The organism is Brachybacterium sp. AOP29-B2-41 (genome assembly GCF_052378395.1).
In the GTDB taxonomy this organism is placed as follows: domain Bacteria; phylum Actinomycetota; class Actinomycetes; order Actinomycetales; family Dermabacteraceae; genus Brachybacterium.
Map to the genome: position 1 here is coordinate 300,395 of NZ_JBQSXR010000001.1, position 25,413 is coordinate 325,807.

A 25,413-nucleotide genomic window follows, 5' to 3' on the forward strand; every position below is an offset into this window, starting at 1 on the left:
GATCCAGATGAGCATTCAGAGACCTTCCACGTCGCGCACCGCCCGCCCCGGGCCACTGTCGCGCCGCCGCCTGCTGCAGGGCTCGGCCGCCCTCGCGGCGGGCGCCGCCGGGGCAGGAACGCTGGCCTCCTGCGGCGGGGCCCAGGCCCCGGCCGGCGCCACCGAGATCGACTACTGGCTGTGGGACGCCCTGCAGCTGCCCGCCTACTCGGCGGCGATCGACCTGTTCATGGAGCAGAATCCCGACATCTTCGTGCGGGTCACCCAGTTGGGCTGGGGCGACTACTGGACCAAGCTGACGGCGAGTTTCGTCGCTGAGGCCGGTCCTGACGCCTTCGCCGATCACCTGGCTCGCTTCCCGGAGTTCGTGAGCCTAGGGGTGGTCGCCCCGCTGGACGGGCTGGGCCCGCTGGACGACGTGCCGGCTGAGCAGTTCCAGGAAGGGCTGCAGCAGCTGTGGACCGGCGAGGACGGCAAGCGCTACGGCATTCCCAAGGACTACGACACCATCGCGATCCTGTATGACAAGAACATGCTGACCGAGGCAGGGTTGACGCCGGAGGACCTTGAGGGCCTGGACTGGAATCCTGAGGATGGCGGCACCTTCGAACAGATCCTCGCGCGCCTCACGGTCGATGCCAACGGTGTGCGCGGCGATGAGGACGGCTTCGATGCCGGCGAGGTCGTCTGCCATGGCATGGGCGGATCCGACGGGATCGATTACGTCGGACAGACCGCCTGGTCCCCGTTCGCGTTCTCCACCGGGTGGACCTTCACTGATGAGGAGACCTGGGGACGCCGCTTCAACTACGACGATGAGCGTTTCATCGCCACCATCGACTGGTTCTTCGGCCTCGTCGACAAGGGGTTCTTCCCGCCCTTCGGCAAGTTCGGTGAGTCCTCGCCCAAGCAGGCACAGCTGCAGGCTGGCAGCTCGGCGCTCGCCCTGGACGGCTCCTGGATGATCAGCACCTACGCCAACATGGACGGCCTCGACCTGGGGATCGCCCCGCTGCCGTCCGGCCCGATCGGGCACCCCATGTCAATGTTCAACGGGCTCGGGGACTCGATCTCGGCGCAGTCGGAGAAGAAGGAGGAGGCGGCGCGGCTGATCGCCTTCCTCGCCTCCGACGAGGCGCAGCGTGTGATCGGTGAGCGGGCGCCGTTCTTCCCGGCCACGGATGTGGGCACGAAGGCCGCGGTCGACAGCTTTGCCGCGGAGGGTCTGGACGTCACCCCGTTCACCGACCGGGTGGCCAACGGCGAGACCGGCCTGTACCCGCTGGTGGAGAACTCTGCATCGATCATGTCGATCATGCAGACGGCCTTCGATCAGCGCTGGATGGGGCAGATCGAGGGGGCGGACTTCGTCTCGTTCAACGACCGGGTCAACGCCCTGTTCGAATGAACGCCTGAACGGCCGTACGGCGCTTCGTCGGCCCCACGCCTCAGCGCGCGGGGCCGACGAACTGCTGGATGGCGACGATGGCCGCTCCGCGAGCCCAGTCTTCGAATTCGCCCGGCAGATCGCGCACGGCGATGTCTTGCTGCATGGGGGCCAGGGAGGCGCGCAGCGTGTCCTCGAGGACCGGGTCGGCGGATCGCACCAGGTCCCGTGTCTCCCCGCCCAGCAGGATCGCCTCGGGGTCGAGCATCGCCGCGACCGACGCTGCAGCCCTGGCGAGGGACCTGGCCATCTCCGCGACCAGCTCTCGGGCACCCTCGTGCCCCTGCGCAACCAGGTCCCGCAGCTCCGGCAGTCCCGCGCCGGAGTGCAGGATGCCGGCGCGCTGAGCCCGCTCCAGCAGCGGGCCGAGGCTGGCGGCCTCGGTGAAGGTGAGGGTGCGTCCTTCCGCGTCCTGTCCCACCGGCAGCATCCCGGTCAGGCCGGCGACGTGCGCCCGTCCCTCGACCAGCTCGCCGGCGTGGACAACGCCGATCCCGACGCCGGCACCGACGGTCAGCAGCGCGAAGGAGCGGTAGGAGCGGCCCACGCCGAACCAGTGCAGCCCGTGCAGCATCGCCCGCAGATCGTTCTCGACGACAGTCGGCAGGTGGAGGCGTTCCTCGAGCATCTGTGCGAGCGGAACGGGCTGGTCCCAGTCGAGCAGCTGGGAGCCGAGCACCGTGCGCCGGTCGGCCACGCGGCCGCCGACGCTGATCCCGAGGCCGAGCAGGTGCGGGTGAGCTCCGGTCAGTGCCTCGACCGGGCCTGCGATCGCCTCCACCACGGCCGTCGGGGTCGTGCTCTCCAAGGGGAGCGTGAGCTCCTCGAGGACATTGCCGCGCACGGTGGAGGCCACGGCATGCACCTCGTCCGCGGTGACTTTCACGCCGAGGAAGCGCGGCCCTTCGTTCTCCTCGATGTCGAGCGGCTCATGGGGTCGACCCTTCGCACGTGCCACGGGGCCCAGGGTGTGCAACCAGCCGGCATCGAGCAGGTCCCGAGCGGCGCGGGTGACGGTGGGGGCCGACAGACCCAGCCGGGAGGTCAGCTCGCTGCGGGAGCGAGGGCCGAAGCGCAGCAGGTCGCGGTAGACGGCGCGGGCGTTGGGACTGCCGAGATCGGGGGCGGATCCGTCGGGGCGCAGCATCCGTGCCGGCATCGCATCTGGCATCGTCGTGCACCCCCTGGCCGCTGCGCCCGAGCGTTCCCCGCGCTCCGTGCAGTTTAGCCGGGTCCCGCTCTGTCGGCCCGGCTGCCTGCGCGTGGAGCTTGAGAGATCACGCGCGGTGGACGAGCACGCCGGCGACGGTGACTGCGACCACCCTGTCCCCGTCCAGCTCCACCTGGTCCTGCCCTCCGTCGACCCGCTCCTCCAGGCCCATCAGCTTCGCGGGATGGCGGGTCGCCATCGCGAGCAGCTCGGAGCGCTCGAAGGGCAGGTGTTCAGCGGCCCAGTCCAGACAGCCGCGCAGGGACCTGCCGGATCCTGCCAGCAGGCCGGTGCCCGGGAGGGTCAGACTCCCGTCGGCTCGGACCTCGACGCTGCCTCCGACGGGGCTCGGGTACACCCCGGGGTCGCTCCCGGCCAGTGCCGCCGAGTCGGAGGTGAGCACGCAGCGCTCGGGCGTCTTGGCCCGGATCATCGCGGTCAGCGTCTCGGCCGGCAGGTGGTGGCCGTCGGCGATCAGCATCGCGGTCAGGCGGTCCTCGGCGAGCTGGGTCCACAGATGGTTGGGATGGCGCGGGAGCATCGCGCGGGTGCCGTTGCCCAGGTGCGTGCTCAGGCTGGCGCCGGCGTCGACGGCAGCGCGGACCTGCTCCGGCTCGGGGGTGCAGTGGCCGATCGAGACACGCACTCCCTGAGCAGTGGCCGCAGCGATGTACTCGGCGGCTCCGGTCCTCTCGGGGGCCAGGGTCACGATCCGGACCAAGCCGTCGGCGGCGCGCTGCCAGCGTTCCAGCTCGGCGGGATCGGGATCGCGCAGATGGCGGGCGTCATGGGCGCCTCGGGGGCCGTCGTCGGCGGCGAGCGAGGGTCCTTCGACATGGATGCCTGCGATGGAGTGCGCCAGCAGCGGGTCGCTGCGACGAGCCGCGGCGACCACGGACAGCACGTGCGCGATCTTCTCCTCGCTCGCGGTGATCACGGTGGGCAGATACGTCGTCACGCCCTGGGCCCAGAGGGCATGAGTGAGCGCGGTGAGGGTCTGGACGTCCACATCGTCGGCGTTGACGTCGTACCCGGCGTAGCCGTTGACCTGCAGATCGATCAATCCCGGCTGAGCGCACCGGTTCCTGCTCATCGCGTACGACCACCGGAGCGCAGGTGCGCGGGCAGCTGGGCCGCGGCCGCCGCATCGAGGTGGACGACCACGTCCGGGTGGGTGTGCATGGCGCTTGCGGGCACGTCGGTGGTGACGGGGCCGGTGAGCGTCGCGGCGACAGCGTCGGCCTTCGCGTCGCCGAGCACCGTGCACACCAGGGAGCCGGCCGACAGCATCGCCGGGACGGTCAGTGTCAGTGCGTGGGTGGGCACGTCATCGATGCTCGGGAAGAGCCCTTCGTCGACCTGCTGCTGCCGAGAGGCATGGGTGAGCTCGATCTTGCGCACCAGAGCCGGGTCCTCGAAGTCGGTGTCGCCGGGTTCGTTGAAGGCGATATGGCCGTTGACGCCGATCCCCAGGCATACGAGGTCCACGGGCTCCCCGGCCAGGAGCTCGCTGTACCGGCGCACCTCGCCGTCAGGGTCGACGTCCTGACGGATCCGGTCCAGCCCGGCCTGGGCCTCGGCTGGCAGGCGCTCGGCGAGCCAGGTCCCGAAGGAAGCGGGATGAGCGGGGTCTAGCTCGAGGTAGTCGTCCATGTGCAGCGACGTCACCCGCGTCCAGTCGATGCGGGGATCCTCGCCGAGGGTGCGCAGCATCTGTTCCTGGGAGGGCGCGGACGCGAAGATCACCCGGGCCCGCGGCTTTTCGGCCAGCACCCGGGTCAATGCCTCGGCGGCGGTGCGCCCGGCGGCGGCACCTGCCGCCGCTGCCGTGTCATCGACGACCACGTCCACTGTCGATGCTCGCTCTGTGACCGACATCTGCAACCTCTTCCACGCCAGGGATCACGCGCCATTGGTGCAATCGGTTGCACACTACCATGGTCGACCTGCATCATGGGGAGCGATATCCGCCGCACCCCGATGGAGGGACTTCGATGAGCTCACCCGCCCGGCCCCACCCGTCCAGCATCCCGACCGGCCCCCGGGAGCACCTGGAGCAGATCGTTCTGCCGTTCTGGCTGGAGCACGGGATCGACGAGGAGGTCGGCGGGTTCTTCACCTGCTTCGACAATCGAGGCCGCGAGCGAGTCTCGATGGACAAGTTCACCTGGTCGCAGGGCCGCTTCGTGTGGCTGCTGTCGCGGGCTGCGCGCCTGGCCGAGCGCGGCCTGCTGACAGCGGATGCGGAAAGTCTGTTGGGCGCTGCGCGAGCCGGCGCGGAGTTCCTCGCCGAGCATGCGATCCGGGTGGATTCGACCACGCATTTCGTGGTCGGCCGACGGGGCGGAGAGCCGCAGTCCCTCGGCCAGCCTGCGCGCAGCGTCTACGCGGACTGGTTCACAGTGATGGGGCTGGCCGAGCTCGCGAATGCCACCGGTGAGAAGAGCTGGCTGGACGTGGCCGCGCCGGTCCTCGAGCGTTCGCGCGCGGACCATCTCGCCGACACAGCCCCCACACCCCCTTACGAGATCCCGGCCGGCCATGAGGCCTACGGCCCGCGCATGATCCTGGCGAACACCCTGCTGGTGCACGCCCAGGCCGCCGAGTCGCTGGGCGCCCCCGGGGCGGAGCGGGACCAGCTGCGCGAAGCCGTCGACGCGGTGCTGTCCCACCGCCTGCCGGACGGCACGTTCACCGAGATGCCCGGCCCGGAGCCGGAGTCGATGGTGTCCCGGCATCGGGTCCCCGGCCACGCGATCGAGGGGATCTGGGTGGTGCTGGAGGCCCTGGAGCTGCTCCGCGATGAGCGCGACCGGGCTCCGCTGCTCGAGTCCCTCATCGCGCTGTGCGAGCTGGGATGGGATCGGGAGCACGGCGGTCTCCTGCGCTACTGCGATCAGGAAGGACCGATCTCTCCGCGAGGGAGCTCGGCGGGGACCCCGTACGAGGAGCTGCTGGCTTCGACGTGGTCGACCAAGCTGTGGTGGGTGCATTCCGAGGCTGCTGCGACCACGGCAATCGCCGCCCGGCGCTACGGGAGCGAGGGGGCAGGGACATGGCATCGCCGGATCTGGGAGTACACGCTGGCCACCTTCCCCGGCGGCGAGGAGGGCGCGGAATGGATCCAGATCCGCGACCGGGCAGGCGCTCCTCTGGATCAGGTGGTGGCGCTGCCGGTGAAGGATCCGTTCCACATCGCCCGCAACCTCATGCAGATGATCGAGCTCGAGGAGTCCTGACCCGGTGCCGATCGAGGTCGAGCCGCTCGGAGGGCAGCCCGTGGAAGCAGCCGGGCGTCAGGACGCAGCCGGCCCGACGGTGCCGCGCAGCACAGCGGTGCCGGGCAGCGTGATCGTGCGTGAGGGACCGCCGGCCAAGAGCTCGGTGAGCGCCTCCACCGAGGCGCGCCCCAGCTCGGCGAAGGGCGCAGAAACGGTGGTGAGGCCGGGTGTCATCGTCTGGGCGAGCAGCACGTCATCGCAGCCCACGATGCTGCGGTCCGCCGGGACGCGCTCCCCCAGCTCGCTGAGTCCGGAGATGACCCCGGCGGCCATCAGATCATCGAAGGCGAATACTGCGGAGGCGTCGGACGCCACGATCTGCTGGGCTGCGGCACGACCGTCGGCGAACTGCGCCTCAAAGGGCCCCAGCTCGACGAGCTCGACGTCCTTGCCCTCAGCCCAGGCCCGCACCGCCTTGGCGCGGTGAGAGGCGGCCCAGGCGGCCTGCGGTCCTCGCAGCAGGGCGATGCGGCGATGTCCGAGCTGGTGCAGATGGTCAGCGATCTCCTGCAGCGCGGGAGTGTTGTCGCAGACCACGCCCGGAAGGTTCCGCACGGCGCGGTTGACGATCACGGAAGGGATCCCTCGCAGCACCTCGTGCAGCTGCTTCGAGGGCAGACGCGGCGAGGCGATGATCAGCCCGTCGACCTGGGGGCGGATCCTGTCGACCAGCTCCTGCTCCGCGCTGGCGCTGAGCTCGGAATCGATCAGGAGCAGCTCGGCATCCTTCTCCCGTGCGGCGCCCTGCACAGCACGGATCAGGGGCGGGAAGAACGGGTTCTCGACATCGGGGACCAGCATTCCGATCACCCCGGTGCGTCCGGTGGCCAGCCCCCGCGCAGCGCGGTTGGGAGAGTAGCCGAGCTCGCGGGCGGTGGTCACGATCCGCTCTCGCAGCTCGCTCTTGACCATCTCCGGACGCGAGAAGGCGCGCGAGACCGTCGAGGGCGACACCCCCACCGTGCTGGCGATCGAGTAGATCGTGGCCCTCTGCATCTTGCGTCCTTCCGTCGGCCCGTGCGGTCCTGCTGCGGCCCCGGTCGAGGGCGTGGAGAACATACTGCCGCATAGTGCCGGCAGACCGCCCTCGCCGACGGTCCAGCCAGGGGCGCGGGCGAGCCGACCTCACATCTGGAAGGCCTGCCCATCCGCTCAGAATCTCTGCGGCGCGCCCCCATGCTCAGCGCTGAGCTGCGCCTTGAGCGCGACCTCGGTGGCCAGCAGGCTCGCAGCGGTCGTGATCTCCGGCTGCTCCCCCGCGCTCAACGCATCGAAGAAGTACTGAGCGGGCCGGCGGGCAGGGCCGAGCGGTTCTTCCCAGGTCTCGCGATCGTGAGTGGTGACGGTCAGGCGGTGATAGGCCCAGTCGATCTCCGCCGTGCCGAGCGTTCCGGTCACGCGCATGCGGTAGTGGCCATGGACGGCGGCCGCCTCCGGGCCGAGCCAGTTCGCCTCGATGGTGGCGGGCACCTCGCCTGCGCGCAGGAGCAGCGCGACATGGTCGTCGAAGCCGGGGTGGTCATCGGCCCGAGCGTTGCCGATATGCGCCGAGACGGTCCCGCCGGGAATGGCCCCCTGCTGCTCTCCGACCAGGTCCAGCACCAGGTCGATGTCATGGATGGGCAGGTCTCCGGCGATTCCGCCATAGGTGGCGGGGTCCAGGAACCAGGCTGGACGGGTGGGCTGAACGAGCTTGTGCGGACCGGTCGAGGCGACCATCGCGATGCTGCCGAGCACCCCGGCGGCCAGCAGGCGCCGCAACGCGAGCGTGGCCGGGTAGAAGCGCTTCTCGAACACGATCGAGACGTGCCTGCCCGACTCCTCGACGGCCTCGCGGATCGCCTCGAGCTGCTCGAGGGAGGTGCACAGCGGCTTATCGGCCAGCACATGTGCTCCGGCTCGCAGCGCCGCGACGGTGGCCTCGGCGCGTTCGCTGTAGACCCCGGCGATGAGTGCGACATCGACGTCGTGGACGTCCAGCAGCTGCTGCGGGGTGTCGTACAGCGGGGCGCTGATCCCGGCCAGGAACCGTTCACGCAGCTGCGGGTCGGGCTCGGAGGCGGCGACCAGCTCGAGCTCGTCGCGCTGGCCCACCTCGGCCAGGGCGTAGTCGACGTGCTGATGGGCAGCGCCGAGGATGGCGACCTTCATCGATTCTCCTCCAGGGTGACGAGGCGACCGGTGCGGGCCGCGGTGGTGATGGCGTCGAGCAGGTGGACGGTGGCGGCGCCGTCAGCGGCCGAGATCGCGGGCTCGCGCTCTTCCCGGAGAGCCGAGAGCACGTCGCTCCACTGCTGGATATGACCGGTGATGCCGATCGCGGTGTGATCGGAGGCGCCGATGCCGATGCCGTCCCCTTCCCCGCCGACCTGCGGGGCCGGAATGCCGTCCACATCCCACCGGGTGATCTCTCCCTGGCCGATCTCGACCACGCCGCGCTCGCAGTGGAGCGTCAGGGTGGCCGGTGAGCCGGGCGGCGTGGCGGTGGTGGTCGAGATCAGGCCGAGTGCGCCGCTGACGAAGCGGACGGTGGCGACGGTGGTGTCCTCCGCCTCGGAGGCATGAGCGATGGTGGCCTGCTGGGCGGTCACCGATTCGACAGGTCCGGCCAGCCACTGGAGCAGATCGACGTTATGGACTCCCTGGTTCATGAGCGACCCTCCCCCGCCTGCCGGGTCGCCGCGCCAAGCGGCCGCCGCGTAGTAGTCCTCATCGCGCCACCAGTGCACCTGTGTGGTGGCCAGGCGCACAGCGCCGAGCTGGCCGGCTTCAAGCGCCTGGCGCACGGCGGCGACCTCGGGCTCCAGGCGGCGCTGGGAGATCGTCGAGACACGCAGACCGCGCTCGGCGGCCAGGGCGACGATCCGGTCTGCGTCGGCCGCGCGCAGGGCCAGGGGCTTCTCGACGACGACATGCTTGCCTGCCTCGAGCGCGGCGAGCGCCTGCTCGGCGTGCGCTCCGCTCGGGGAGCAGATCGCCACCAGGTCGATATCTTCACGCTCCAGTAGCTCGCTCGGCGTGACTTGGACGGCGTCCGGCCATCCGGTCTCGGCGGCCGCGGCAACGTCACCTCCGCTGAAGGCCCGCAGCCGGGCGTGATCGCGGAGTGCGTCCAGCGCGCGGGCGTGACCGCGACCGATCGTCCCCAGACCGATCAGCCCGACGCCGATGACGGTGTCCATGACATTCCCCCTCCTTGGCGAGCACGGCCGCGACCGACGGGCGCGGACCGGGTTCGACGGGTCCTCCCTGACAGTGCAAGTTCTTCTCCAACCTACGGTGTCCCCACTTGACGTGCAAGCGATTGCAGAGCAGGCTTGGATCTGCAGGTCCCAGCGTCGCCGCCTCCACGGCGGTCGCCGGCACCTCGCGACCAGCCAGCGACAGGCCCGGGCCCCGCCCGGACCACGAGGGGAGCAGCCGTGCTGCGCATCGGCATGATCGGCACCGAGAACTCGCACATCACGCATTTCACCCGGTTCCTGAACGTGGAGCAGCGCCATCCCGGCGTGCGCGCCACCGCCCTGGTCGGCGGTCGCAGCGAACGGAACCTGGAGCTCGCCGAACTCGGCGAGATCGAGCTGATCGTCGACGAGCCTGCCGAGCTGGTGGGCCAGGTCGACGCAGCGATCGTCTCCACTCGTGACGGCGCCAAGCACCTCGAGCACGCGCGCCCCCTGCTGGAGGCCGGCACGCCGGTCCTGGTCGACAAGCCCCTGGCCGCCTCGGTCGCAGATGCACGCGAGCTGCTCGAGATCGCCGAGCGGAACTCCGCGCTGCTGCTGTCCTGCTCGGCCTTGCGCTTCGTGCCCGAGATCGGGCACTTCAAAGCCGCTGGAGGCGCCGACGAGAGCGGCCCGCCGCGTCACCTGCACGTGATCGGCCCTGCCGATCCGGACAGCGAGTACTCGGGCCTGTTCTTCTACGGCATCCACCACGTCGAGGCGGCGATGGAGATCCTCGGCAATCCCGCGGTCGACCCGGACTCGCTGGACGCCCGCGCGGTGCGGCGCGGCGACACCGTCGTGGCCTCCCTGCGCATCGCGGACACGGAGGTCACCTTCACCTTCGTCGTCCCCGACGGTGCATCCAGGGTGCCGTTCCACGCCACGAGCGTGCACCAGGGGGCGGTGGTCTCGCGGGACCTCACGCTGGGCGGGGACTACAACGCTCCCGCGCTGGCGGAGTTCCTCACCGCCGTCGGGGCCGGCACGGTCTCCCGCTCACCCGCACAGCTGCTGGCCCCGGTGACGGTGCTGGCCGCGATCTCTTCCGCACTCGAAAGGACCTCCTGATGAGTGACCTCTCCCCCGTGCGCTTCGGCATGATCGGCGTCGGCATCATCGGCCGACAGCACGTGGCACGCCTGCTGTCCGACGACTCCCCTGCCACCCTGATCGCCTTGGCCGACGCGAACGCCGAGGCCGCTCGGGCCGTCGCCGAGGAGAACGGCGTCGAGGCCGCTGCGAGCGTCGCGGAGCTGCTGGCGCGCGAAGACATCGACGCCGTGGTGATCGCCGTACCCTCGGGCCTGCACGCCGACGTCACCGTCGAGGCGCTCGACGCCGGCAAGCACGTGTTCCTGGAGAAGCCGATCGAGGTGACAGTCGCCGCCGCGGACCGCATCCGCGAGGCGGAGCAGCGCTCGGGCAGGATCCTCTCGATCGCCAGCCAGCGTCGCTTCGCCGCCGAGAACCAGTACCTGAAGAAGATCGTCTCCGAGGGGCTGCTCGGTCGGATCACCTCGGCCACCGTCGAGGTCCCCCTATGGCGCACCCAGGAGTACTACGACTCCGGCGCCTGGCGCGGCACGTGGAAGCTCGACGGCGGCGGGGCCCTGATGAACCAGGGGGTGCACCTGGTGGATCTGACCCTGTGGCTGCTCGGCGATGTCGAAGAGCTGTTCGCCTTCACCGGACTGCTGGCCCACGAGCGGATCGAGGTCGAGGACACCGTCACCGCGACCGCGCGCATGACCAGCGGCGCTCAGCTCACCTTCCAGGCCACCACCGCCGCCTACGGCAAGCTCCCGATCCGCGTGAGCCTGATGGGTGATGCGGGATCGATCGTCACCGAGTCCGAGCGCGTGATCCACTTCCACTCGCGCGATGGACTCGAGCTGCCCGAGTTCGAGGCCGTCGACATCATGCTCCAGCAGCATCTGGACTTCCTCGGCGCCATCCAGCACGGGCGCACGCCCTTGGTGACCTCGGCCGATGCGCGCGCGGCGGTGGCCTTCATCGAAGCGGTGTACGAATCGGGTCGCACGGGTCAGCCGGTCCGGCCGGCCGAGCTGCCGAACGGCGACTGAGGGAGCCGCCCATGGAGGAGTTCGAGGCGCAGGCCGACGCCGCCGAGACCCGGAGCTGGTGGCAGGGCTGGCTCGGAGCCGACCCCGACCCTCGGGGCGCCTGGCGATGGGGCTCCTCGAGGGACCCGGAGCATCCGGAGATGCACGGTCAGATCCAGCAGTTCGTGCTGTCCTCCTTCGGCAGCGAGCTCGTCTGCGAGTTCCATCGCCCCAAGGGAGTGCCGCCGTCAGGCGTGGTCGTGGTGGTGCCGTTCTACGACACCCCTCCCCTGTTCGGGGAACCCAGTGAGCGCACCCGCCGCTCCGGCCGCGACCCCGTGCTCGGCGCCTACGGGCTGCAGCTCGCTCAGGCCGGCCATGCCGTGCTCGCTGTCCCCTGGTGGTTCGAGCAGGTCTCTGCCGCGGACCCGGGGACGGTCGGAGCCGGATCCCTCGAAGAACGCTACGGCCCGGCCGCCGAGCGCCACCGTCGCGAACAGTCCATGACCGGGCTGGGGCGGAGCATCGGCGACCTGAGGCTCGCGGTCACCGCACTGCAGGACTCCGGGCTCGCGGGCGAGGACCGCCTGGCGACCTTCGGCCATTCCCTGGGCGGGAAGCTGGCGATGCACCTGGCCGCCCTCGACACCCGCCTCGACGCCGGTGCGGCCCATGAACCCGGACTCGGTTTCGCCCACTCCAACTGGACCGACCCCTGGTATCTCGACGGAGCTGTGCCGGAGGGGCGCGACCAGGACGAGCTGCTGGGCCTCGTTGCGCCTCGGCCCTTCCTGCTCGCCGGGGGCGGGGACAGCGACGGGACACACAATCTGGAGCTGTTCCGTTCCGCGCGCCGGCGCTGGCCCGATCACAAGGGACTGGAGCTGCTGCTGCACGACGGCGGACATCCGCTGCCGAACCATGTGCTGGCGGGGATCTCAGCGTGGTTACGGACATCCGGGTGACCCGGGGATGACGGGTCAGGCAGCGTCTTCGAGGCCCGCCCGCAGCGGGAGGATCGCCCCCAGAAGTTTCTGCGTGTACGCGTCCGTCGGATCTTCGAACAGCTGACGGGTTGGAGCGTATTCACGTATCCGCCCTTCCTTCATCACTGCCACATCATCTGCCAACCGTTCGGCGACTGCGAGGTTGTGGGTGATCAGCAGCATCGAGAAGTTCCGCTCCTCCTGCAGGTTGGCGAGCAGCTCGAGGACCTGCAGCTGCACCGAGGCATCCAGAGCAGAAGTCGGTTCGTCGGCAACGAGATACTTCGGCTCCAAGGCGAGCGCCCGTGCGATCGCGACGCGCTGCTGCTGTCCACCAGAAAGCTGTCGCGGATACATGTCCATGTAGGAGATATCCAACTCGACAACTTTCAGCAGTTCCACAGCATAGGATCGGCGGTCCGCTTTGGAGCCGATCTTGTTGATCCTCAGTGGCTCCTCGATGTTTTCGGACACCGTCGCATAAGGCAGCAGTGAGCCATAGGGGGATTGGAAGACCATCTGCATGTCGCAGCGCTTGCGCCGCAGCGCGCTCGCGCTGAGTCCGCCGAGAAGCTCCCCGTCGACCTCAACCCTTCCGGCGGTCGGCTCGATCAGCCGCATGCTCAGCCGTGCCAGCGTTGATTTCCCAGAGCCGGACTCTCCGACGACCGCGAGCGTACGACCGGGCTGCAGCGAAAAGGACACGTCGTCGACCGCGAGGACATCTCCCCCACGACTTGCAAAACGTTTTGTGAGCCCCTCGACGCGGACCAGAGGTTTCATCTCTGGTTCGTGCCTCTCGGGCTCTCTGGGCTCTGGACTGATCTCGAGCGCCGCATCGATCAGTGTCTTGCTATACGCCTCACGAGGGCGAGTCAATAGCTGCACCACAGAGCCTGTCTCAACCACCTCGCCCCTACGCAGGACGACTGCATCGTCGCAGACGTGGCGAGCCACCGCCAGATCGTGCGTGATCAAGACCATCGCCATGCCGGCTGCACGCTGAGCCTTCAGAAGTTCAAGGATCTGCTTCTGCACGGTGACATCTAGGGCCGTTGTGGGCTCGTCGGCGATGATCATCGTCGGACGCGCAATGGTTGCCATGGCGATCATCGCTCGCTGACGCATTCCTCCAGAGAGTTGGAACGGATACGCCCTCGCCCTCCTCTCCGGGAAGGGAATACCTACATCACCGAGTGCCTCGACTGCGCGCCTTTCAGCCTCTGCGCGGCTAGCGAGGCCATGCCAAAGCAATCCTTCCACTAGCTGATTGCCGATAGGGATCGATGGGTTGAACGCCTCCATAGCGTTCTGGAATACGAGGCCAATCTGACGACCCCGCACCTTGCGAAGACGCGCCCCGTTGAGGGCGAGCAGATCCATCTCGTTCGCCCCCTCGGGGTCGAAGATGGCCGAACCGGTGGCCGAACCATTATTCGGAAGCAGTCCGAGAATCGAACGCATCGACACACTCTTGCCGCTGCCGGACTCCCCGACCAGCGCCAACGATCCCCCGTGGTCCACCGTGAACGAAATCCCCCGGACAGCTTCTGTGGGCCCCGAGCCTTCGATATCGAACCGGACCCTCAGATCACGGAGGTCCAACAGTGGTCGCGAGCCCCGCGCCTCAGCTCTCGTCAACATCGAAGGCATCTCGAACTCCATCTCCCAACCAAGTGAATGAAAGCATGATTATCACGAATACCCCTACAGGCCAAGCAACTAGATGAGGATGACTCTGCACGTACGTGTATCCGTCGATGATCATCGTCCCGACACTGGGGGTTGGTGGTGCCACCCCCAGCCCGAGCAGGGCCAATCCTGACTCCGCAAGCATGTTCGCCGGTATCCCGAAGCTGGTGGTCACCAGCACGGGGCCGAGAGCCCCAGGAACCATGTAACGCATCACCAGCGTCCACCCCGAAGCCCCCATGGATCGTCCGGCCTCGACGAACTCCAAGCTCTTCATCTTCAGGATCTGTGCGCGCAACAGTCTGGACTGACTGACCCAGCTGGCGATGGTCAGAGCGAGGATGACCGCCCAAAGGCTGCGCCCAAATACCGCCACCAGCAACACAGCGAATAGGTACCCAGGAAACGCGAACATCACATCAGTCACTGCCATGAGAATGGAATCGATCTTGCCGCCCTTGTATCCGGCGAGCAGACCTACGGCAAAGGCAATCGTCAACGACAGGAGCTCCGCTGATATCCCAATGAAAAGCGCAGTTCGCAAGCTATACAGCAGACGCGAGAAGACATCGCGCCCCGAGGCATCTGTCCCCATCAAGTGCCCCTCGCTGCCCGCGGGGAGCAATCTATTCGTGACGTCCAGCTCCGCGAAATGATAGGGGGCGATCCAAGGCGACAACAGGGAAACCACCAATGAGACGATGACGATCACCAGCCCAAGCATCGCTAGGCGATTTCGCTGAAATCGCGCCAGCCGGCGCGACCATTCACTCCGGGGCCTGGGCTGAGGTCGAGCCTCAGCGGACTCAATCGTCGTCATAGCGCACCTCCCTGCGCCGGTGCGCTCCGCGCAACGGCATCCGGAACTGTTGGCTCCTCTTCGGTGTCCGGCTTCTCCTCTACGGCCCGGGCGAGTCCCAAGTTCGCGCGGACCCGAGGATCGAGCGCAGCGTACGTGAGATCAACCAGAAGATTCATAGTCATCAGCAGTGCGGCGAAGAAAAGCGTCGACCCCATGAGCAACGGCATGTCACGTTGCGTAGCGGCCTCTGTGAAGTAGCGCCCAAGGCCAGGCACCCCGAACAAGGATTCCACGAATATAGTTCCTGTAGCGAGAGTCGCGAACATCGGACCGAGCACGGTCACCAACGGCATCAGTGAGTTCCGGAGCACATGGCGATTCATGATGACCCTGAATCGCCCTCCGCGCGCTCTTGCGGCTACTACGTATTCCTCTCGAAGGTTCTCCAGAACGGAGTTCCTCACGTACCTCGCCAGCATGGCGATCGGAGATGCCGAGAGCGCCAGCATCGGCATGATTATGTTCTGCGGCCCGTTCCATCCGAAGGGCGGCAGGAGCTGCAGTGCGGAAGAGAAGACCAGGACGAGCACAAGCCCGGTGAGGTAATTCGGCAAGCCGTGCCCAAGGGTCACCACGAACATCGAGCCGGAGTCCCATACCGTCTTTCGTCGCACTGCAGCGAGGATCCCAACAGGAACTGCGACAACCACTGCGATGAGCGTCGCCCCGAGTGCGAGCCCGGCAGAAATGGGGAAGCCCCGCAGGATGATCTGTTCGACCGTCAGATGCGGATACCGATACGTCGGCCCCATATCACCGGTAACAACCCCGGACATAAAGGTGAGGTACTGCTGCCAGCTCGGGACATCCTCGCCGTACCTTGCCTCAACTGCCGCGACGTGGTCTGTGGTCGCCGACTGAGCGAGTCCGACGCTTCCGGCTCCGACAGAGCGGATGGTCGAGAAGTCTCCCGGCGCAAGCTGAAGGAGCATCCATGTCAGTACCGAAACTGCAATCAGGCACAGAACTACTCGCAGAACGCGTCTCCCGATGAATGCCGCGATCTTCATGAGTCGCACCCCCCTTCGGTCATAGCCACTTGCCGATCCAGTCCACCCCGGGTTCGGCACGAACGACGTGTCCGCCCTCATGAAGATCGATGTTCACACGATCACCGAGGCCCAGATTCGACCAATGGATCTGGGCGCGATCGAATTCCTCGACTACCTGGGGCCACCAGGCGATAGCATCCAATCGCCCGTGCTGGACCATGAAGGGACGCGGACACACCATGGAAGCCAGATCTGCATCTCCAAATACCGTGAGGTGTCCGAACAGGTAGGCGTGTTCCTCATTGTTTTTTTCGAAGGAGCCGAAACGAGGGTCCGGCACCGCCATCTTGTTCTGACGATCATTGAAGAACCCACTGGTTATCCCCACAGCGAACCTTTCCACGAGGGGACTGAAAAACTGTACGGCCATCCCGCCCCAGCTCGAACCCCAGAATCCGACACGGGAGGTATCGAGCCCAAAATGCTCCTGCACCGTGTCCAGCAGCTGGGAGAGACGAGAGAATTCGATGCCCTCGACCGTACGTCCGCCCAATCGTGCAAGTCTCTGCGCTCGGTTCCGCTGCTCGACGAAGCTGAGGTTCATTGGTGCGAGAACGGCGTACCCCGCCTCCAAGAGTCGCAACGCGACCTCGTCATAGGTTCGCTCCGGATCATCGACCCCGAAGGCTCGCTCCGGAACCGAGCCGAGCCCGTGCTGGAAGATCACCAGCTGCGTGGCGCCTCCGACAGGGACCGCCAGGCCGCCTTGGGCCGACAGGCCCCCTTCTAGCGGTTGACGGATCCACCACGAACTCACGCCATCGATCCACCCCTCCTCGATGCTCGGCTCTCCGATCGGCGAAAGGGTGGGGGGCGCAAGGAGCTCTCGCCATCTCGCGCGCATCGTGTCGACGCTCTTGCTGTAATGCTCCGGGCCTGAGTAGTCGCGCTCCCAGAGTCGCGACGAGCGCGCCGGATACTCGTCGACAAGAGTGCGCCGGAAGTAGTCCTCGAGCTCGTACAGGTATCCGCCGTTACGGGCCGTCCCCGAACGTCTCATGTATGTCGCTTCTTTCACAACAGTCATCCTTGTCCGTGATACGTCCACCATTGTGCGAATCGATCGATCAGCCAGCGACCCGCATGTACTTGTAGTACGCACGCTCCGGTGACGGCCGAGGAACGAACCCCTCGATGCGAGGCTGGACAAGATAGGTGACGGCATCCCAGGTCGCCGGAAGCACCCAAGCCGCCTCCTCTCGGGCCTGCGCAGATTCCAAGAGCTTGGCCGTCTGCTCGCCCGGGTCGGTAATCCTCTGCGCCTCGGACACGAGGTCGGCGAAAAGCACCGTGTCCGGATCGGCATGCTCACGGAGGAACTCGTTCATCGCCACAGCGAGCTCTCCACCTTCGAGGCCCGATTCCGGCAGTGCATTCCATTCGGCGAGGTCGTCGATTTGGAGGCTGGACCGCATGATGTATTCAGGACTGTAGATATTGCTGATCCAATTGTTCAGAGTCGAGATTCCGCCGAACGACGACGAGAAGACGCTGATCCTCGATGAGTCCTCCACGCCCTGAGTCAAGGACTCGGAGTGCACGCCGGCTTCGAGAACGTCGTTGGAAGTCTCCACATCGAAGACCTCCGCCCACGTATCGAGCAGGAGGTTGAAGTACGGGGACTCCGCGTTGGACTGCAGACGGATCGGAGGGACGGAGTCGTATCCCGCCTCGCTCATGAGTGCACGAGCTCCATCCGGGTCGAAATTCGTCGCCAGAGACTCGTCCCATTCCGGGACGACATTGCCTGGGATGAGCGTCACCCCGGCAACCGACGCCTCCGGCCGGAGAGAGGCGAGCGCTTCCCGGTCGATCGCCATCGAGATGGCCTTTCGCACGCGCACGTCGCGTACGGCCTCGTGACTGCCGTACATGAAACGGACGTACTGCACCGCGAATCCCGGGTCGACCACCAGAAATTCTGCATTGGCCGGATCGGCCTCGGCGACGTCGTTGGCAATTGTGATGTCGAGGTCCCCCGACTGGAAGGAGACCTGTGCCGCCGTGTCGTCCATTCCGAGCGCCAGCTCGATGGAGTGAAGTTCGAGGTTCTCGTGGTCCCAATAGGAGTCATTCGCCTTGAGAGCCAGGGAGGAAGTCGGATTCCAGGAGGAGGGCTTGTAAGGCCCGTTCCCCACCCAGTTCTCCGGGAGCATCCAATCAGTGCCGAGCTCTTCGATGGTAGGCGAATGGACGAGAAGCATTGAATAATGGGACATCCCGATTAGGAAGTCAGGGTTCGGGACGTCGAGCTCAACGACGACGGTTCTCTCGTCCGGCGCGGTGATACCAACTGTCGTCCAATCATCCGTCACGCCGGACTGGAAGTCGACGGCGCCCTTGATGCCGAGCCCGGGAAGGTAGCTGGACGACCCCGTGGTGTACGAGGAGCCAGCACCGGTCGGAGTGAGCACCCGCCGGAAGCTGGCCTCGGCATCGGCCGACGTGATCGGGTCACCGTTCGACCACTTGGCCCCTTCGCGCATCGTGAAGGTGTACGTCAAGCCATCTTCGGAGGCCTCCCAGGATTCTGCGGCGGCCGGCACCACGTCCGTGACATCGTCATTGGACAGGACTAGCCCCTCGAGAAGACCTGCCGCCACGTAGTAGAGGGCGTCATTGACGTAGTGCGGGTCCAGAGAGTCCAGGACACTCCCGAACATTCGAAACCGAGCCGTCTCACCATCCCCACCGCCGTCGCCCGAACCACCACCCGACCCGCCCCCGTCCTCAAAGCTGCAGGCGGTCAAGGTGCCGACTGTCGCGAGTCCAGCCCCGGCGCCCATGAAGTGACGCCGCGAGAAGAAGGTTTTTGCGCTGTTCATGTCGTGCTCCTCCGAGGCTCGATCGCCTCTGTTTCGCCGTTGATTGGCGGGGTGCAATCGTTTTCTCTCTCAGAGGCTTACATCTGCACGGAACACTGTCAAGGGCGCAACCTCCCGCGATGACAAACCGTTACCAACCACCGCCAATACCGTTGGGACCATCGCCGCCGAGGGGATGCGGCCCACCGCACCGGCCGGAAGCGGAGCGGGTGGCAGCCTCAAGATCGAAGTAAGCGAACCGCAGGCTGCCCCACCCATCACAGGCGCAGCAATCGCCGCTTGACAGAAGTGGTGGCTAGTGGCTGCTATCGGGGCGGTCCACGCCCAAAATGCTTCATGGCATTGAGAAAGCGCATTCTTGGCCATAGGATCGCGGGTGCACCGGGGCCAAGCCCCTCCCTCACCATCCGAGCGCTCGAAGGTGGATCGTCATGACCGCTATCGCCATCACCAATGCCCACGTCGTCCCGGTCACTGGGCCGGCATTCGCTGGCACCCTGCTCGTTGAGGACGGAAAGATCTCCGCGCTCGGCCCCGGCCTCACTGCGCCTCGAGATGCGGAAGTGGTCGATGCAGCTGGAGCGTGGCTGCTGCCGGGGCTCATCGACGCACACGTCCATCTCGGCATTCACGAGGAGGGCGAAGGGTGGGCTGGCGACGACGTGAACGAGACGACTGATGCCGTAACCGCCGCCGTGCGGGCCTTGGACGCTATCAATCCGCTCGACGTCGGCTTCGACGACGCCATCGCCGCCGGCGTGACCACCGTGAACGTGAACCCTGGCTCGGCCAACCCTATCGGTGGGCTCACCGTGGCGATCCGAACCCACGGCCGCGTCGTCGACGACATGGTGCTGCGTGAGCCCTCGGGCCTGAAATCCGCCATGGGGGAGAATCCCCGCCGGGTGCACGGCGACCTGGGACGGACTCCATCCACCCGGTTGGGCGTGGCGCTGGTGCTCCGGCAGGCACTCACCCAAGCACGGATCTGGCTGGATACAGACGACAAGGAGCGAGATCGCTCCGACTTGGTCTCCGCCGCCCTATCGCGCGTGCTCTCCGGCGAGATCCCGTGGCGCCAGCACGCCCACCGCACCGACGACATCATGACGGCGGTGCGCATCGCTCACGAGTTCGGGTACAAACTCGTGCTCGACCACGCCACTGAAGCGCATCTAATCGCGGATCGCCTTGCGAAGGAGAACGTGCCCGTGCTGTACGGGCCGATCATGACTTCCCGCAACAAGATCGAAGTCCGCCACCGCACGCCACGAGCTCCCGGAATCCTGGCAGCCGCCGGCGTCGACGTCTCAATCATCACCGACCATCCGGTGGTCCCGATCGACTACCTGATCCACCAAGTCGCGCTCGCGTGCAAGCACGGTATGGACGCACAGGAAGCATTGCGCTCGGTCACCATAAATCCAGCTCGTGTACTGGGACTCCACGAGCGTATTGGCTCGCTCGAGGTAGGCAAGGACGCCGACCTGGTCCTTTGGAGCGGCGATCCGTTGGACACGAGGAACCGAGCGCAGCAGATGTGGCAAGCCGGCCGTGAGGTCATGCATCTCGACCAACGGCAGCTCCCGGTGATCAGCCCACGCTGATCGCGACCCATACGGGAACGGGAGGCCGGGCAATGCGGATCGCCCACTGCCCAAAGGGGTCCTGCAGAGCAGGGGGCTAGCCCCGGGCTTTCATCGTTGAGGTGTCCGAGGGGCGGGTCGTAATGGGTGAAGGTGCTCCTGAGCTGGAAGAATTGGGCTTGTCTAGAGTCCAGTTCATCGCAGTCCAAGGAGCACCTTCAGGGTGAATACTACCGGGTTGTATCCACGCCCTCGTGTTGATGTCGCACCGGTGCCCGCCGTCGGTCAAGCAGGCGGGATCCTGCTGACCCAGACGCTGCGGGCGACGGGTCTGACCACCGAGCTGTCCAGAGCGCTGGCGCCGTGGCGGAAGCAGTTCGCGCGGCACGACCCAGGAAAGATCCTCACCGATCTTGCGCTGATGCTCGCGGTCGGTGGGGACTGCTTGGCTGACGTCGCGACGCTGCGGGCGGAACCGGAGTTGTATGGGTCCGTGGCCTCGGATCCGACGATCTCCCGCCTGCTGACCGCCTTGGCGGCTGACGTCGACAAGGCGGAGAGCGCGATCAGCACGGCCCGCCGGAAAGCCCGCAAGAACGCCTGTGCTCTGGCCGGGCACCACGCCCCCAATGCGAACGCAACGGCGAAGAATTGGGCTTACCCTCCTGATGTTGACGCCTGAGATAGCGGGTCGTGCTGGCCTGCGGGATGGTTGTCGTCATGAGGAAGCGGAAGAGGTACACGCCGGAGTGCCGCCGAGAGGCAGCAGCTCTGGTGCTGGATACGGGCCGGCCGATCGCGCATGTGGCCGAGGAGATCGACGTGGGCGCGCAGTTGCTGGGTCGCTGGGTCCAGCAAGAACGCGAGCGCCGGGGCCCGGCTCCGGGCCCGGAAGTGCCGTTGGCCGCGGACGAGCGGGAAGAGTTGAAGCGTCTGCGACGGCGGGTCCATGAGCTGGAGACGGACAATGAGTTCCTGGGAAAAGCGGCCGCCTTCTTCGCGTCGAAGCCACCCCGGAGGAACGGTTCGAGCTGATGGACGCGGAGAAGGCGAACTTCGAGATCACCCGCATGGCGCGGCTTCTGGGTGTGACTCGGCAGGGCTACTACGCCTGGCAGCGCCGTCGCCAGCATGGCCCCGGGCCGAGGGCTAAGCGGCGGGCGGTGATCGATCAGGCCGTGCGCGAGCAGTTCCGAGCCTCTGACGATGTCTACGGGGCCCCGCGGATCACCCGCGAGCTCGCCGCCAAGGGCGTGGTGGTCGACCGGAAGACGGTCGCCGCGTCCATGCGTCGTCAGGGACTGGAGGGCATCAGCCCGAGCATGTTCACCCCGGTGACGACGATCCAAGATCCCTCCGCCCGAGGCTTCGCGGATCACGCCCAGCGGAGATGGGACCAGGGACGCCTCGATGCCATCTGGATCAGCGACATCACGTATCTGCGAACCGGCGAGGGCTAGATCTATCTCGCCGCGGTCCGTGACGGGCACTCCCGGCGCGTGCTGGGCTGGGCGATGGACGAGTGTCAGGACGCCGGGCTGGTTGACCGGGCGCTGCGGATGGCACGAACCCTGCGCGGGGATGTCCCAGATGATCTTGTGTTTCACGCTGATCGCGGCGCCCAGTACACGTCAAAGGCCCTGTTCGAGACCTGCGAGGAGCTGGGGATCCGCCAGTCGATGGGACGGACCGGGGTGTGCTGGGACAACGCGATGGCCGAGTCGTTCTGGGCCACGCTGAAGACTGAGTTCTACGACCGGCGCTCTTGGCCGACCCGGGCCGCAGCGCGTCGCGAGGTCGCTCGCTGGATCGAGATCGTATTCAACCGTCGCCGGCTGCACTCCAGCCTCGACTACACCAGCCCGGTCGCGTTCGAGAATGCCATCAAGCGCGACCAGGCCGAGACCGAAGAACACGCAGATCAAGCTCAAGCAGCTTGATCAACCGTCAACGACTTGCGGGCAGGCCCACTCCTTGAGGACCTCTGGCACTGGACACCCGACCACCGCGACCGACACGCGGCGGACCGTCACACCCTCATGCCAGAATCAACGCACGAACATCGGCAACGCCGCCGGACACCGCCGCTCAGCAGCACCGTGAAAGATCGAGGCTAGGCAGTGGCGCGCACATGCGTGCCACCTCCTAGCGGCATGACCAGATGTTTGAACCAGGAAAGCCTCTCGCCCCGGAAGCCTCCGCCGTAAGTACGAATTCCACCCGCGCCCTCCACGGCGCCCTGGGGCCCTCACCTCGATAAAGCTAGAGAAGCTCCATTGAATCGCCCGGGTTCTCGGCCGCTACTTTGCGGGTTCGGACTCTTGGGCGAGGGGTCTCGTGGTGGAGGGTCTCGCACCCTACCGGGGCGAGCATCCCAAAGAAGCCGTGGACGCGGCGGTTGATGTACCCGTCGACTCAGCCGGCGGTTGCGAACTCGACGTCCGCGACCGTGCGGAACTTCAGAATTCATGGTTGACGCCCAGCACAGAAAGCGGTTAGTCTCGTGGGGACTAGCAAGGGTTTTCTCGATGAAGAGGTTCCGAGCGAGACCATGAACTGCGCCTGAGGTGGGGCCGTCTCACTGTCCTAGTGGCCACTTCTGGCGCCTGCCGTCAAGTAAGACGCGACCGACCGGTCTCGCTCGACATCGGCGACATATACGAGCCGGATCGCCAGCACCGTAGCAACTGGACATCAGCGCGCGCCCTGGCCTGACTTGCACGACGAGGAGCACCCAGCCCGAACGGAGGTGGGGGTCGACCGGATTATCGAGCAGCTGGATCAGCATTCAACCGAATGGTCTTTGTATTGCCGAAAGGAAAACCACTGATGCGTAGAAGAACCCTGATCACGGGCGGTATCGCGACAACCATGATTTTCGGAACCTCCGCAGTGCTACCTCTAGCAGCACACGCAGACGGCGTGAGCGGCGACCAGAGGACGACCACGCTGGTGCCCTCAATAGAAAATTTGGGTGTTCCGATCTCTACCGTTCGTGTTACAGCCTCAACGTTCGGCTACTGGAGAGACGGTCGGCCGGTCGTCTACACGGCGGGTGGCCAGCCAGAGAACCCGATGGAATTTACGGTCTCGGATGCCGCGACCGGCGAGCAGCTGGACGCCCACACCGTTCCCGACACGCACCGCGGTAATGATCTACTCCTGGCGCCTGACGGCAACGTGTACATCGCTAGCTGGGGCCCCCATGCCTACCTACTGCGTTATTCACCAGAGTCAGGTGAGATGATTAACCTCGGCTTCGGCATCCCTGATGACGTCGTGATCACGAAACTCATCCCTGGAGACGGCGACATCATCTACGGCGGCGGCTACCCTTCCGGGAAGATCTTCTCCTACGACACTGCGACGGAAGTGTTCGAGGACCTTGGGCAAGCCATTGACGGCGAGCCGTTCGCGTATTCCCTAGCCTACGCACCCGGACAACTGTTCGTAGGCACCGAACCAAACGCTCACCTGGTTTCGATCGACCTGGCAACAGGTGAACGGACGGGGATTGAAACCCCTGAATGGGCCGCCAACGAAACTCGTCACTTTCACCTGGAGTACCGGGATGGACTTCTCTTCTCCTACACCAGCCCGAGCCTCGACTGGCACATATATGACATCGAAGCGGGCGAGTGGATCGACCGGATCGAGTATAACGGTCAGGGTGGGATGACCGACGTGGACGAGAACGGAAATGTATACTTCGGCAAACTCGCCGACGGTCTATACCGGTACAACGTTGAGGATCGGATGGGCGAACCAGTTGGGTGGCCGCTTACATCTGCGGAATCTTCTTCCGGCACCTCACTCATCGACCTGAAGGACCCGGAGTGGCCAGGCCTCACCGTGGTGGGCATGGGTAGCCGCGGTGACATGTGGTTGTGGAATCCTGAAACCGGCCAAGGCGAGAAACGACCCTTGGCTGTACCGTCATTTCCGATGACCATCCGTTCACTCGGACTGGGCCCCGACGACAACGTGTACATCGGAGGTGGGACCTCCGAGGTTTCGGTCGCAGGATATGACACCACAAATGAGGAGTTCCTCAATTTCACTCGGGGACCCTCCGCGCGCATCGATGCGATCACGTCGATGAACGACAAGGTCTTCTTCACTGCGTACGGACAAGGCATACTCTTCGAATACGACCCCGATCAGAGCTACGTCTACGGGAATAACCCACGCCAAGTCTTCCGTCTTTACGCTGATTATCACCAGGAGCGGATCTATGCCTTGTCGAGGGTCGACGACCACACCGTAGCGCTGGGAACGATCGGTGGGCGCGGCGTGGACACCGGCCAGCTGTTCCTCTACAACGATGAGAGCAAGGAGAAGACCGACCTGGGAGAGCCCTTGCAGGGTCACGCGATCTCCTCTCTCACGAGCATCGATGGCTACCTCATCGGCGGCACGACGGTCGATGTCCTAGGCGGCGAGTCCCCGCATGGTGAGGCTCGCATATTCATCTGGGACCTCGAGGCGGGCGAGCTGGTCTGGGATGGCGTGCCAGAGCCGGACGCCAAGGACATCTCCGAACTGGTGGTGGACAGTGGTAGACAGGTCTGGGGCCTGACCACATCGGGAACCGTCTTCACTTTCGACCTCGATTCTCGCGAGTTCGGCGAGCTGGTGTCAGTCGGCCGTGCCGGTGGATTGTGGGGCCACGGTTCTCTCGAGTTCGGTCCGGACGAGCGCCTCTACGGGGCGACCGCACCCGGGGAGGTGTTCGTGCTGGACCCGAAGACTCTCGAGACAGAAACCCTCACGGACGGCGAGTACGCCATGTTCGACAACAATGGCCGCCTGTACTACGCCTGGGAAGGCTCGCTGTACCGGATGACGTTCGTCGAGGAGCCCACCGTCTCCCCCGTAGGCGCGCTGCGTTCCTCTCTCGAGAATTACATCGAGGAAGCCGCGATCGGCGGGCCGATCACGCACCAGCTGACCAGTGCGCTGGACCAGGCTGAACGGCATGCCGCCGCCGGCCGGACAGGGCGCGCATCAACCGCTCTGGACCGGTTCATCCGCCACCTGGACAACCCGAAACGCCCTGATACGCTCGACGCAGCTGCTGCCGCGGACCTCTGCGAGCAGGCCACCACCGCTGGGGCGCTGATCGGCTGACCGGCTCACGCGATACGGCGGGCCCGGACCACGCACCTGCGCGGCCCGGGCC

Annotated in this window: 19 protein-coding genes and 1 pseudogene; 9 read left to right on the plus strand and 11 right to left on the minus strand. The window is 66.3% G+C overall.

The features are described from left to right. The first annotated feature begins 7 nt into the window (after positions 1-7). Entirely contained in the window at positions 8-1,408 is a 1,401-nt protein-coding gene (locus ACT3T9_RS01410) for an ABC transporter substrate-binding protein (RefSeq protein ID WP_444605800.1), read from the plus strand. A gap of 40 nt (positions 1,409-1,448) precedes the next feature. On the opposite strand, the gene ACT3T9_RS01415 is transcribed toward ACT3T9_RS01410, so the two are convergent. The 3 genes from ACT3T9_RS01415 to ACT3T9_RS01425 all read right to left on the minus strand — a co-directional run bounded on the left by ACT3T9_RS01415 (position 1,449) and on the right by ACT3T9_RS01425 (position 4,535). Further along, positions 1,449-2,618, minus strand: coding sequence for an ROK family protein (locus ACT3T9_RS01415; RefSeq protein WP_444605801.1), 1,170 nt, complete (start codon positions 2,616-2,618; stop codon positions 1,449-1,451). Between the two features lie 106 nt (positions 2,619-2,724). After that, a complete protein-coding gene (locus tag ACT3T9_RS01420; RefSeq protein WP_444605802.1) occupies positions 2,725-3,750 on the minus strand; it encodes an N-acetylglucosamine-6-phosphate deacetylase in 1,026 nt (341 codons plus the stop codon). Beyond that, positions 3,747-4,535: a 6-phosphogluconolactonase gene (locus ACT3T9_RS01425; RefSeq protein ID WP_444605803.1), complete on the minus strand. Its 789-nt coding sequence runs from the start codon at positions 4,533-4,535 to the stop codon at positions 3,747-3,749. The genes ACT3T9_RS01420 and ACT3T9_RS01425 overlap by 4 nt, the downstream gene beginning before the upstream one ends. A gap of 116 nt (positions 4,536-4,651) precedes the next feature. Between ACT3T9_RS01425 and ACT3T9_RS01430 the strand changes: the two genes are divergently transcribed. Beyond that, positions 4,652-5,896: an AGE family epimerase/isomerase gene (locus ACT3T9_RS01430; RefSeq protein ID WP_444605804.1), complete on the plus strand. Its 1,245-nt coding sequence runs from the start codon at positions 4,652-4,654 to the stop codon at positions 5,894-5,896. A gap of 57 nt (positions 5,897-5,953) precedes the next feature. Here the strand turns inward: ACT3T9_RS01430 and ACT3T9_RS01435 are convergent, their stop codons facing one another. From ACT3T9_RS01435 to ACT3T9_RS01445, 3 genes are all read right to left on the minus strand, one after another. After that, on the minus strand, positions 5,954-6,934 hold the full coding sequence (locus ACT3T9_RS01435; RefSeq protein ID WP_444605805.1) for a LacI family DNA-binding transcriptional regulator: 981 nt from the start codon (positions 6,932-6,934) through the stop codon (positions 5,954-5,956). Between the two features lie 156 nt (positions 6,935-7,090). Next, positions 7,091-8,089 (minus strand): Gfo/Idh/MocA family protein, encoded by a 999-nt coding sequence (locus tag ACT3T9_RS01440; RefSeq protein ID WP_444605806.1) that lies wholly within the window; start codon positions 8,087-8,089, stop codon positions 7,091-7,093. After that, on the minus strand, positions 8,086-9,120 hold the full coding sequence (locus tag ACT3T9_RS01445; RefSeq protein ID WP_444605807.1) for a Gfo/Idh/MocA family protein: 1,035 nt from the start codon (positions 9,118-9,120) through the stop codon (positions 8,086-8,088). Before ACT3T9_RS01445 ends, ACT3T9_RS01440 begins: the two co-directional genes overlap by 4 nt. A gap of 240 nt (positions 9,121-9,360) precedes the next feature. Here ACT3T9_RS01445 and ACT3T9_RS01450 point away from each other — a divergent pair, with 240 nt between their 5' ends. From ACT3T9_RS01450 to ACT3T9_RS01460, 3 genes are read left to right on the plus strand one after another with little or no spacing between them, the layout of a single operon-like run. Beyond that, a complete protein-coding gene (locus ACT3T9_RS01450; protein WP_444605808.1) occupies positions 9,361-10,233 on the plus strand; it encodes a Gfo/Idh/MocA family protein in 873 nt (290 codons plus the stop codon). After that, on the plus strand, positions 10,233-11,249 hold the full coding sequence (locus ACT3T9_RS01455; protein WP_444605809.1) for a Gfo/Idh/MocA family protein: 1,017 nt from the start codon (positions 10,233-10,235) through the stop codon (positions 11,247-11,249). Before ACT3T9_RS01450 ends, ACT3T9_RS01455 begins: the two co-directional genes overlap by 1 nt. 11 nt (positions 11,250-11,260) lie before the next feature. Then, on the plus strand, positions 11,261-12,193 hold the full coding sequence (locus tag ACT3T9_RS01460) for a hypothetical protein (RefSeq protein ID WP_444605810.1): 933 nt from the start codon (positions 11,261-11,263) through the stop codon (positions 12,191-12,193). 15 nt (positions 12,194-12,208) lie between these two features. Here the strand turns inward: ACT3T9_RS01460 and ACT3T9_RS01465 are convergent, their stop codons facing one another. The 5 genes from ACT3T9_RS01465 to ACT3T9_RS01485 are packed head-to-tail and all read right to left on the minus strand — an operon-like array spanning position 12,209 to position 18,645. After that, positions 12,209-13,879, minus strand: a complete 1,671-nt coding sequence (locus tag ACT3T9_RS01465) for a dipeptide ABC transporter ATP-binding protein (RefSeq protein ID WP_444605811.1) — start codon at positions 13,877-13,879, stop codon at positions 12,209-12,211. Next, on the minus strand, positions 13,842-14,726 hold the full coding sequence (locus tag ACT3T9_RS01470; RefSeq protein ID WP_444605812.1) for an ABC transporter permease: 885 nt from the start codon (positions 14,724-14,726) through the stop codon (positions 13,842-13,844). Before ACT3T9_RS01470 ends, ACT3T9_RS01465 begins: the two co-directional genes overlap by 38 nt. Further along, positions 14,723-15,778: an ABC transporter permease gene (locus ACT3T9_RS01475; protein ID WP_444605813.1), complete on the minus strand. Its 1,056-nt coding sequence runs from the start codon at positions 15,776-15,778 to the stop codon at positions 14,723-14,725. Before ACT3T9_RS01475 ends, ACT3T9_RS01470 begins: the two co-directional genes overlap by 4 nt. A 19-nt stretch (positions 15,779-15,797) precedes the next feature. Beyond that, positions 15,798-16,847, minus strand: coding sequence for a dienelactone hydrolase family protein (locus tag ACT3T9_RS01480; RefSeq protein WP_444605814.1), 1,050 nt, complete (start codon positions 16,845-16,847; stop codon positions 15,798-15,800). A gap of 40 nt (positions 16,848-16,887) precedes the next feature. Further along, positions 16,888-18,645, minus strand: coding sequence for a peptide ABC transporter substrate-binding protein (locus tag ACT3T9_RS01485; protein WP_444605815.1), 1,758 nt, complete (start codon positions 18,643-18,645; stop codon positions 16,888-16,890). A gap of 431 nt (positions 18,646-19,076) precedes the next feature. Between ACT3T9_RS01485 and ACT3T9_RS01490 the strand changes: the two genes are divergently transcribed. From ACT3T9_RS01490 to ACT3T9_RS01505, 4 genes and pseudogenes are all read left to right on the plus strand, one after another. Further along, entirely contained in the window at positions 19,077-20,252 is a 1,176-nt protein-coding gene (locus ACT3T9_RS01490; RefSeq protein WP_444605816.1) for an amidohydrolase, read from the plus strand. 250 nt (positions 20,253-20,502) lie between these two features. Continuing rightward, positions 20,503-20,913, plus strand: coding sequence for a transposase (locus ACT3T9_RS01495; protein ID WP_444605817.1), 411 nt, complete (start codon positions 20,503-20,505; stop codon positions 20,911-20,913). 26 nt (positions 20,914-20,939) lie between these two features. After that, positions 20,940-22,171 (plus strand): annotated as a pseudogene (locus tag ACT3T9_RS01500) (IS3 family transposase). Positions 22,172-23,027: 856 nt separating this feature from the next. After that, positions 23,028-25,361 (plus strand): FIMAH domain-containing protein, encoded by a 2,334-nt coding sequence (locus tag ACT3T9_RS01505; protein ID WP_444605818.1) that lies wholly within the window; start codon positions 23,028-23,030, stop codon positions 25,359-25,361. Positions 25,362-25,413 lie beyond the last annotated feature (52 nt).

Excerpts from the sequence above, each read along its gene's own strand:
- ACT3T9_RS01410 (WP_444605800.1), top strand. The coding sequence starts at position 8 with ATGAGCATTCAGAGACCTTCCACGTCGCGCACCGCCCGCCCCGGGCCA.
- ACT3T9_RS01415 (WP_444605801.1), bottom strand. The coding sequence starts at position 2,618 with ATGCCAGATGCGATGCCGGCACGGATGCTGCGCCCCGACGGATCCGCC.
- ACT3T9_RS01420 (WP_444605802.1), bottom strand. The coding sequence starts at position 3,750 with ATGAGCAGGAACCGGTGCGCTCAGCCGGGATTGATCGATCTGCAGGTC.
- ACT3T9_RS01425 (WP_444605803.1), bottom strand. The coding sequence starts at position 4,535 with ATGTCGGTCACAGAGCGAGCATCGACAGTGGACGTGGTCGTCGATGAC.
- ACT3T9_RS01430 (WP_444605804.1), top strand. The coding sequence starts at position 4,652 with ATGAGCTCACCCGCCCGGCCCCACCCGTCCAGCATCCCGACCGGCCCC.
- ACT3T9_RS01435 (WP_444605805.1), bottom strand. The coding sequence starts at position 6,934 with ATGCAGAGGGCCACGATCTACTCGATCGCCAGCACGGTGGGGGTGTCG.
- ACT3T9_RS01440 (WP_444605806.1), bottom strand. The coding sequence starts at position 8,089 with ATGAAGGTCGCCATCCTCGGCGCTGCCCATCAGCACGTCGACTACGCC.
- ACT3T9_RS01445 (WP_444605807.1), bottom strand. The coding sequence starts at position 9,120 with ATGGACACCGTCATCGGCGTCGGGCTGATCGGTCTGGGGACGATCGGT.
- ACT3T9_RS01455 (WP_444605809.1), top strand. The coding sequence starts at position 10,233 with ATGAGTGACCTCTCCCCCGTGCGCTTCGGCATGATCGGCGTCGGCATC.
- ACT3T9_RS01460 (WP_444605810.1), top strand. The coding sequence starts at position 11,261 with ATGGAGGAGTTCGAGGCGCAGGCCGACGCCGCCGAGACCCGGAGCTGG.
- ACT3T9_RS01465 (WP_444605811.1), bottom strand. The coding sequence starts at position 13,879 with ATGGAGTTCGAGATGCCTTCGATGTTGACGAGAGCTGAGGCGCGGGGC.
- ACT3T9_RS01470 (WP_444605812.1), bottom strand. The coding sequence starts at position 14,726 with ATGACGACGATTGAGTCCGCTGAGGCTCGACCTCAGCCCAGGCCCCGG.
- ACT3T9_RS01475 (WP_444605813.1), bottom strand. The coding sequence starts at position 15,778 with ATGAAGATCGCGGCATTCATCGGGAGACGCGTTCTGCGAGTAGTTCTG.
- ACT3T9_RS01480 (WP_444605814.1), bottom strand. The coding sequence starts at position 16,847 with ATGACTGTTGTGAAAGAAGCGACATACATGAGACGTTCGGGGACGGCC.
- ACT3T9_RS01485 (WP_444605815.1), bottom strand. The coding sequence starts at position 18,645 with ATGAACAGCGCAAAAACCTTCTTCTCGCGGCGTCACTTCATGGGCGCC.
- ACT3T9_RS01490 (WP_444605816.1), top strand. The coding sequence starts at position 19,077 with ATGACCGCTATCGCCATCACCAATGCCCACGTCGTCCCGGTCACTGGG.
- ACT3T9_RS01505 (WP_444605818.1), top strand. The coding sequence starts at position 23,028 with ATGGTCTTTGTATTGCCGAAAGGAAAACCACTGATGCGTAGAAGAACC.